The sequence below is a fragment of the Citrobacter freundii complex sp. 2024EL-00216 genome (genome assembly GCF_043945515.1).
Classification (GTDB): domain Bacteria; phylum Pseudomonadota; class Gammaproteobacteria; order Enterobacterales; family Enterobacteriaceae; genus Citrobacter; species Citrobacter portucalensis.
Genome location: NZ_JBIMRA010000001.1, coordinates 484,786 through 493,514 on the forward strand (window position 1 = coordinate 484,786; position 8,729 = coordinate 493,514).

Here is an 8,729-nt window from a genome sequence, read left to right on the forward strand (position 1 = left end):
TGCGTGTTTAGCGCTGTACTGATATCCAACGCTGCTGCTGATGGCTTTTTATAATTGCATCAATGATATACATCACATCCGCACCATCAGAAAAAGACGCAAATCGACGCTCCGCCGTCGCGGGCATTTTGCCTGCCAACACCGCCTGATAAAACTGCTGCATCATATTCTTGAACGCATCCGGCCAGCCTTCAATATGCCCACCCGGAAAGTGCGCACTGGCAACTACATCAGCATTCATCAATCCAGGGTCGTCCGTCAGGATCTGGTTCGCCTGCTGACGATGCCCAACCCAAAGCTGTTGCGGCGTTTCCTGATCCCAGTGCAGTGAACAGTGGCTACCGTTAATTTCAAAGCTCAGGTGATTCTTGCGCCCTGCACTCACCTGCGAAACGCTAAAGCAGCCTTTGCTGCCATCATCAAAACGTACCAGCACCGATCCACGATCTTCCGTCGTAACCGCTTTTTCCTCAAATTGCACATCAGCCGTTTGCTGGCCAAACGTAGCGTTACTGGCAATGCTGGCTTTACGTACCGGCCAGACGATAGCCAAATCGGCCATCACCTCGACAATACGTTTTCCAGTCACGAATTGCACCGTATCACACCAGTGCGAACCGATATCCGCTACCGCCCGTGAATCGCCGCCCTGTGCGGCATCGACCCGCCAGTTGTAGTCAGTCTCCAGCAGCATCCAGTCCTGCAGATAGCTCCCCTGTACGGCAAACAGACTGCCCACGCTGCCGCTTCTGACCATACTGGCCGCCTGCTGCACCATTGCAAACTGGCGATAGACAAAGCTCACGCCGTGCACCACTCCAGCCTGCTGTGCCAGCGTTTCCAGTTCACGAGCCTCATCCGGCGTCATACACAGCGGCTTTTCTGAAAACACGTGCAGACCCGCGCGTAAAATCTGCCGATTGATGTCGGCATGCAGATGATTCGGTGTACAGTTATGCACTACCTGCAGTCCGGGATGCGCCAGCAGCGCTTCAACGCTGCCGTACGCATGAGGAATATGAAGAGCATCTGCGCGTTCCTGGGCAACCGCCAGTGAGCTATCACAGAGCGCCACCACGTTCACACCGCCGAGTCGACGCAACGCCTCAATATGTGCAGGCCCAATAAATCCGCTGCCAATAATGCCAACCTGTATCATTTGCGTACCTCATCGCCAGCGGCGAAATCATCAAATGCACGTGCAGAAACCGGAATAACATGGCGGCGTATAAAATCACTCCCCTCACGCGCCCCGGTTTGCGCGTCTTTCAGGCAACACTCCCATTCCAGCACCGCCCAGCCAGGGAAATCATATTTTGTGAGCTTGCTGAAGATCGTTTTGAAATCGACCTGCCCGTCCCCCAAAGAACGGAAGCGCCCGGCGCGATCGAGCCACGGCTGATAACCACCATAGACACCGCTGCGGCTACTGGCATGGTACTCAGCGTCCTTGACGTGGAACGCTTTAATACGCGAGTGATAGACATCGATAAACCCAAGATAATCCATCTGCTGCAATAACAGATGGCTTGGGTCATAGAGAATGTTGCAGCGAGGATGATTATCTACCAGCGCAAGAAAACGCTCGAACGTCACGCCATCGTGCAGATCTTCGCCGGGATGGATCTCAAAGCAAACATCCACCCCATGGTGATCAAAGCGATCGAGTATCGGTCTCCAGCGGCGCGCCAGCTCCAGAAAAGCCTCTTCAAAGCGCTGACGATTATGCGGTGGCCACGGATAAAAGAAAGGCCAGGCGAGCGAACCTGAAAACGTGGCATGTGCCGTCAGCCCCAGTCTTTGCGAAGCCGCAGCGGCCTGGTGTAAGGTTTCGATAGCCCACGTCTGTCTGGCCTGCGGATTAGCGCGTACAGACGGCGGAGCAAATCCGTCAAAAGCGTCATCGTAAGCCGGATGGACGGCAACCAGTTGACCTTCAAGATGGGTAGATAATTCGCTAATCACTAACCCATATCCGGCCAGCATCCCGCGAATATCATCACAATAGGCCTGACTTACAGCAGCTTGTTCGACATCAAACAGCGACTTGTGATTACACGGGATTTGTAATGCCTTATAGCCCAGCTCCGCCGCCCATTTTGCCACGCCCTCCAGGGTGTTAAATGGCGAGCGATCCCCGATAAATTGCGCCAGAAAAATGCCAGGTCCCTTGATGGTTTTCATAACCCCTCCTGAAAATTACGCCTGCTCTTTGTCGTCATACTTGAAAGAGAAAAGGAAAATCACGGCAATCACTGCGGCAGCGACTGCCGGGATCCACCAAAATGTGGTCCACGCCTGAGGCACGGTTTGCCCCGCCACCAGCCGGTTGTACAGTGCGCCTGAAATTTGCGAACCCAGCAACATACCGATCCCATAGGTAAACATGACGATCATGCTTTGCGCCTGACCTTTTACTTTTTCCCCGGCGATACGATCGGTGTAAATAAAGCCGACCACGAAGAAAAAGTCGTAGCAAACGCCGTGCAGCAGAATGCCGAGATACAGCAGGAATCGCCCCTCTTCGCTGATGCCGAGGGCAAAGAAGGCATAACGCACGAACCAGGCGCACATCCCGATTAACAGCATGTATTTCACGCCCAAACGTCTGAACAGGAACGGGATCACCAGCATGAAGAATATTTCAGACATCTGACCAAACGACATCGCCGTACTGACGTCGCCGACGCCCGCATCAGCAAGAAACGACGCGGTATACGCGTAATAGGTTCCCAACGGTACAGAGATAAGCGTCGCGCAGAGCGAGAAGACAAAAAAGTGACGGACCTTGAGTAAGGCAAAAGCATCCGCACAAAACAGATCACGAACTTTCACCGGCAGTCCTTTCGCCGGTGCTGGCGTGTTGGGCAGCGTCAGGCTGTAGAGCGCCAGAATCACAGAGATAATCGCCGCCAGCGTAAAGATACCGGTGGTGTCCGAAATTCCGGTTACACCGATAAAGATCCCCGCGACAATCCAGCCAATGGTGCCAAACACCCGCACCACCGGGAAGGTTTTGTCCTTATCCGACAGGCTATGAAAAGCAATATTGTTGGTAAGCGCCAGCGTTGGCATGTAGCACAACGTGTAGCCAAACAGCAGACCAATCAACAGTGCACCGTTTTGCGCCACCAATGCCTGCGGAACAAACCACAGGATTGCCGCGCCAGCAAGGTGCATCACCGCCATCACCTTTTGCGAGGCAAAAAAGCGGTCTACCAGCATCCCTAAGACGAATGGCGACAGAATAGAGGCAATAGGCCCGGCTGAAAACGCATCGCCAATCAACAGCGACATGTTGTGCTGGCTCATCACCAGCCCCAGCGTGACGGACCAACTTCCCCAGATAAAGAACTGTAAGAACATCATTAGCGACAGCCGGGGCACCAGCAGCCGGTACTGTACGCTCTGTTTTCCACTACTTTCGGTTGTTGACACCATTTTTTGCCCCATCCTTAAAAAGTAATCGATTACAAATTAGATTCAATAGAAAAGTAATCGATTACAAAATAAAGTTCCTGTCAGCAGTAGCAAAATTGCGAGAACGGTCACGATAAACGTTGAGTGAGGATCCGATCCCATCCTGACGATGGGATCGGTAATAACAAGATCGGTAGAAACTTAGCGGGACTTACGACGCAGCAGTTTGAAGGCAACAAACAGGAACAGGATCCACACTGGCAGCAGGATAGCTGACAGGCGCATCTCATCCATCGTACACATCAGCACCAGAATCATGCCAAGGAAAGCAATACACAGGTAGTTCCCTGCCGGATACAGCAGCGCTTTAAACTGCGTGTCACGTCCCTTACGACGCATCGCCGCCCGGAATCGCAGATGTGCCAGGCAGATCATAATCCAGTTCAGCAGCAGCGTCGCCACCACCAGCGCCATCAGCAGGCTAAAGGCCTTTTGCGGCAACACATAGTTGATGAGTACCACCAGCGACGTAATAGCACCGGAAAGGATCAGTGAGTTCACCGGTACGCCGCGACGGCTGACGCGGGTTAAGAACTTCGGCGCGTTACCCTGAACCGAAAGACCAAACAGCATGCGGCTGTTAGAGTAGACGCCACTGTTATACACCGACAGCGAAGCCACCAGGATGACAAAGTTCAGTGCAGAAGCCACTACGTTGCTGTCGAGATTATGGAAAATCATCACAAACGGGCTGCTATTGGATTTCACTTCCACCCACGGGTACAGCGCCAACAGCACCACCAGAGAACCGATATAAAACAGCAGAATACGGTACACCACCTGGTTTACCGCCTTTGGAATGCTTTTCTGTGGATCCTGCGCTTCCGCGGCAGTAATCCCGATAAGCTCCAGCCCGCCAAAGGAGAACATAATCACTGCCAGCGACAGAATTAATCCGTTCCAGCCGGTAGCAAAAAAGCCGTTGTAACGCCAAAGGTTATCGATGCTTGCATGTTCCCCGCCGTTACCGGAAAACAGCATCCACACGCCAAAACCAATCATGCCGATAATGGCCAGTACTTTAATCAGCGCAAACCAGAATTCCGTTTCGCCATACAGACGTACGTTGACCAGATTGACGGCGTTGATGATCACGAAGAATGCCGCGGCCCAAATCCAGGTTGGAACATCGGGCAACCAGTACTGCATGTAGATCCCTGCCGCTGTCAGTTCTGCCATGCCGACCAGCACAAACATCACCCAGTAGTTCCAGCCGGACAGAAAACCCGCGAACGGTCCCCAGTATTTATAGGCAAAATGGGCAAACGATCCGGAAACGGGTTCTTCGACCACCATTTCGCCCAGTTGACGCATAATCAAAAAAGCGATGATCCCTGCAACGCCGTAACCCAGTAACACCGCAGGTCCCGCCATCTGAATAGCCGGGCCAATGCCCAAAAACAGGCCGGTACCAATTGCGCCGCCCAGCGCAATTAACTGAATATGGCGGTTTTGCAACCCTCGTTGAAGCGTCGGCTCGTTCGTCGACGCGGCATCAGACACGCTGGTGTCAGATGCAGTTGACGCGTTTTTCACGCCCTTCCCCTGTGTGGTTTTTATTGAAGGGGCTTCTTTTAACATTTCAACCTGGTTGTCGCAAGGCGCAATCGATTGGATACGCCGGGCTTCCTTGCCCAACGCACCGAGGCTCGGGAGAAAAACAATAGAAAGAAGGCGAGTTGTTATTGTTTATTCAGGTCAATACGTACCACGTTATCTGGCGCAGATGTAGAGTGGTCTTTATTAAATTTCTGTTTCACGGTGACAAACAGGGTTTGCCCATCCGCCGAGAGCAGCAAGCTGTTAGGGTTTGGTGGTAAATCCCAGCTTTTCTTCACGCTGTAATCGGTCGCATTCAGGCTGAGCAATTTCCCTGAATCACGCTGGGTAATATAGATTTCGTTGCGTTTTGCGTTAAATTTCACTGCCAGCGAATCACCCACATCCAATTTTTTCAGCAGCTTACCAGTATGGATATCCAGCACCAGGGTAGTTTTCGCTTTCGAGTTGTCGGTGACAAACAGGCGACCCGTTTGTGCGTCCTCCGTCATATTCAGCAACAGCGCAGGTTGTTCTCCCAGCGGTTGCCAGCGTTTTTCTACGCGCTGATTACGCGGATTGATAACAAGAATTTCACCGCCGCCGTTAGCTGCATAAATTCGCTGCGTCACTTCTGAATAATGCAGTCCGGTCATCCATTTACCCGTATTTTTAATGCGGGTTTTTAGCTTCAGGGTTTCAGCATCAACCACCCAAATCACCGCTGGATCTGCCACGGCACCAATATAGAGCAAACCGTTATGCAGCAGCACCTGGCGCGCACCATACGGGAAACCTTCTGGGTTACGTTCCGGGAACAGTACACGATTTTTCACTTTGCCGTCAGCGGTATTCAGCGCGCTCAGGCCACCATCCAGTGAGTTGGTGACATACACTGTTTTACCGTCCGGCGAGATAGCCATACCAAAGTTTTTCATATCGGTATGACTCAAGCCGAGCGTTTTAAGCGTTTTTGGATCCAGCTTGTAAACCACGCCGCCCTGCACATCTTTAAATCCTTCGGCGCTGGCAACGTACAACGCATCCCCTGCCGGGCTAAGCGCCATTTCATATAACCCATCCGCCAGCGCGCGTTGTTGCACATCACTGACGGCAGGTTGCGCTGTTTTTTCCGTAACGCTGGCGTTGCTGGCTGGCGTGGTATGCGCCGCACAACCGCTTAACGCCGCAGCAATCAGCAATGCCAGCGCGGATGTTGTTTTTTTCATTGTCGGGATCCTTACCAGAAGTAATACAGGGAGTTAATAACAAAAGAGAATGAGAACTATACGCATTATCTTTACTGAATCAAGAATAATTACCCGAGAGTAAAAAACATGAAACAGAGGTTTGAAGATGCAGACAGGTGCGCGCGACTTCCGGTTTTTCATAATTACAGTGAATTATTCTGGACGAAAAGGCATCGCAGGCCACAGAATGCGCTTTACTGTTTTTCTAACATTTTCAAACGGGTGAACCTGTTGTACTTCAGCCACTCGTTTTTTAGCCAGGCCAGGCAACGACTGTCATGAATAAGATCATCAAACGACTGGAAATCGTCAAAAGCGCTATTGAACTGGAAGATGAGGAGATTATTTTCCAGCAGGTGGCGCATCTTAAAAATGAGCCTTTGTCAGTCGTACCAGGCACCATTGTGCAGGCGATCGAAGAACGACGCTTTGGTGATGCCCTGCGTGAAATCTCGGCCTGGCTGCAATCTCAACGGGCAGTCTCTACGTGGCAGGATCCCGCCATTGCCGCCAGTAAGCTGGAACTCAAAGCACTCGAAACACAGCTGCGTGACCTGATCGATAAGCGTAACACGCGCATTCAAATCCTCGATGATTTCAACGATCTGTATCACCTTCGTCTTGGGCCGCTGATGAGCCGCATTCTCGAACTGCGTAAACAGCTCGCCGCCAGTGCCCAGCGCAAACAGGAAGCGGAGCGAAAACGCCGGGAAAAAGACTATCAATCCTGTCAGCACTATATTTCCCAGGCTGTTGATCAACTGGCCAGGCTCAAGCAGCACTGGATGAACCAGAATTCAGATTCGCGCGAATCGGTGGAAACACGCCAACGTATTCAGCAGCAAACTGAACTGATTACCGCCCTGCTGGCGGAGATTCGTGAGCTGGAAAACGACTTTTCTCGCCAGGACGACAGCGCAACCCGTCAGGCACAGGAAGAGGCCAGCCATGAATATGATGAATATCAGGAGCAGCAGCAGGATGCACAGCATCGTTTTAGCCGTGACCAGCGGCTTTCCTCTGATGAACGTAATGAGTTAAAACGCCTGTGGCGTCAGGCAAGCCGTCTTTGCCACCCGGACGTGGTAGCCGATGATCTGAAAGAGAAAGCGCATCAGATGATGGTGCAGCTTAACCAGGCGCGCCAAAATGCCGATCTTGCCACCGTCCGGGCGCTACTGACTCAATTGCAAAGCGGCCTCGAACCGATGATGGCCAGTGACCGATTGAACGATTTGCAGCATTTACGCAGCAAAATACAGCAGCTCAGAGAACAAATTAACGCGCTGCTCAAAGAGATTACCGAACTGGAAGCCGAAAACGCCTGGCGGCTTGCCACCTCCGTGACAGATAAAGAAGCCTACTTCTCCGATCAACAACGGGCGCTTACGGAAATCCGCAATACACTGGAACAGCAGGTACATCAGGTTGAACAGGAACTGTTGGCGGGCTAAGCCCTATCAGCAATAGCAATCAGAAAAAATAACCTCTTCAAGTGAGTTTTTAAAATTAAGCACAAAAAGCTAAAAATAGGATAATTCCCTAAAAACCTCACAACACTAAGAATTATCAACCTGGACACTCGAGTTTCAGGTCGATAACTGCAAATTTAGCGATATTTCTCTCTTCCCCTCGACGCCCCTTCTCTTTGCCCTGGTCTTGATTAAGAATTCTCCTACCCACCAGTAAGCCCATTAAGAAAAACGGGTATCCATCTGAAATATAATGTTTTTCATGTAAATTCCCTCCAAAACAGATAGGAATACCCTGTCTTTATAGAAACCACTCAATCATTATTCATGCGATTCATAAGCGAAATCTATCAATCATTTACGCAGAGCTGAAATAAACGATTTATCTTAAATTTTAACAAAGTGTAATATCTACTTTAAGAATAGTTAATGATTCTAATAAATACAGAGAATATCTGTTTAATCTGGAATTAATAAGGATACGTTCACAACACAGAACGTAATACGAGATTTAATTAACATTTCACGCGTCGCAAGAAACTCTTTTTTAACCTACAAAAAGAGGCGGCTGCTTGCACCAAAATTTCAAGGAGATCGTTATGTCAAAGGCTATTTTTTTGGGTGACTCAATTTACCCTTGGCTAGGCATGCGAGAAATCCTACGTGGCTCATCATTATATATTGATATCGCGTATTACTCCTCCCAGACGCTCTCTGCTGTCAAAATGCTTCCTTATGAAACGGATTGCATCATCATTAATCCTGACAAATCAGATTTTTTAAAATATGCCAGGATTATCCGCAACATGGCTTTACGACCTGTCACCAAAATTATTGTTTTGGCAGATGAAGCTACTTTTAGGTGATGCTGCCAACTTACTGATTTAGTGTATGATGGTGTTTTTGAGGTGCTCCAGTGGCTTCTGTTTCTATCAGCTGTCCCTCCTGTTCAGCTACTGACGGGGTGGTGCGTAACGGCAAAAGCACT

7 protein-coding genes and 1 pseudogene are annotated in these 8,729 nt (G+C 50.4%); 3 read left to right on the forward strand and 5 right to left on the reverse strand.

The genetic code is table 11. From position 1 onward, the window contains the following. Nucleotides 1-7 precede the first annotated feature (7 nt). The 5 genes from ACHHZ7_RS02435 to ACHHZ7_RS02455 all read right to left on the reverse strand — a co-directional run bounded on the left by ACHHZ7_RS02435 (nt 8) and on the right by ACHHZ7_RS02455 (nt 6,248). Entirely contained in the window at nt 8-1,159 is a 1,152-nt protein-coding gene (locus tag ACHHZ7_RS02435) for a Gfo/Idh/MocA family protein (RefSeq protein WP_060682615.1), read from the reverse strand. Next, nucleotides 1,156-2,184, reverse strand: a complete 1,029-nt coding sequence (locus ACHHZ7_RS02440) for a sugar phosphate isomerase/epimerase (RefSeq protein WP_060682616.1) — start codon at nt 2,182-2,184, stop codon at nt 1,156-1,158. The genes ACHHZ7_RS02435 and ACHHZ7_RS02440 overlap by 4 nt, the downstream gene beginning before the upstream one ends. 15 nt (nt 2,185-2,199) lie before the next feature. Beyond that, nucleotides 2,200-3,441, reverse strand: a complete 1,242-nt coding sequence (locus tag ACHHZ7_RS02445) for an MFS transporter (RefSeq protein ID WP_003835691.1) — start codon at nt 3,439-3,441, stop codon at nt 2,200-2,202. Nucleotides 3,442-3,621: 180 nt separating this feature from the next. After that, nucleotides 3,622-5,016, reverse strand: a complete 1,395-nt coding sequence (gene pheP / locus ACHHZ7_RS02450) for a phenylalanine transporter (protein WP_008784036.1) — start codon at nt 5,014-5,016, stop codon at nt 3,622-3,624. 146 nt (nt 5,017-5,162) lie between these two features. Further along, on the reverse strand, nt 5,163-6,248 hold the full coding sequence (locus ACHHZ7_RS02455; protein WP_060682617.1) for a YncE family protein: 1,086 nt from the start codon (nt 6,246-6,248) through the stop codon (nt 5,163-5,165). Nucleotides 6,249-6,547: 299 nt separating this feature from the next. Between ACHHZ7_RS02455 and ACHHZ7_RS02460 the strand changes: the two genes are divergently transcribed. The 3 genes and pseudogenes from ACHHZ7_RS02460 to ACHHZ7_RS02470 form a co-directional block, all read left to right on the forward strand. Continuing rightward, nucleotides 6,548-7,723, forward strand: coding sequence for a DnaJ family molecular chaperone (locus ACHHZ7_RS02460; protein ID WP_008784034.1), 1,176 nt, complete (start codon nt 6,548-6,550; stop codon nt 7,721-7,723). 617 nt (nt 7,724-8,340) lie between these two features. Next, a pseudogene (locus tag ACHHZ7_RS02465) lies at nt 8,341-8,601 on the forward strand (DNA-binding response regulator); the annotation flags it as partial. Nucleotides 8,602-8,657: 56 nt separating this feature from the next. Then, the coding region (locus tag ACHHZ7_RS02470; RefSeq protein WP_001568368.1) for an IS1 family transposase at nt 8,658-8,729 on the forward strand (72 nt) is incomplete at its 3' end.

Coding starts and splice junctions, on each gene's coding strand:
- ACHHZ7_RS02435 (WP_060682615.1), bottom strand. CDS start 1,159: ATGATACAGGTTGGCATTATTGGCAGCGGATTTATTGGGCCTGCACAT.
- ACHHZ7_RS02440 (WP_060682616.1), bottom strand. CDS start 2,184: ATGAAAACCATCAAGGGACCTGGCATTTTTCTGGCGCAATTTATCGGG.
- ACHHZ7_RS02445 (WP_003835691.1), bottom strand. CDS start 3,441: ATGGTGTCAACAACCGAAAGTAGTGGAAAACAGAGCGTACAGTACCGG.
- ACHHZ7_RS02455 (WP_060682617.1), bottom strand. CDS start 6,248: ATGAAAAAAACAACATCCGCGCTGGCATTGCTGATTGCTGCGGCGTTA.
- ACHHZ7_RS02460 (WP_008784034.1), top strand. CDS start 6,548: ATGAATAAGATCATCAAACGACTGGAAATCGTCAAAAGCGCTATTGAA.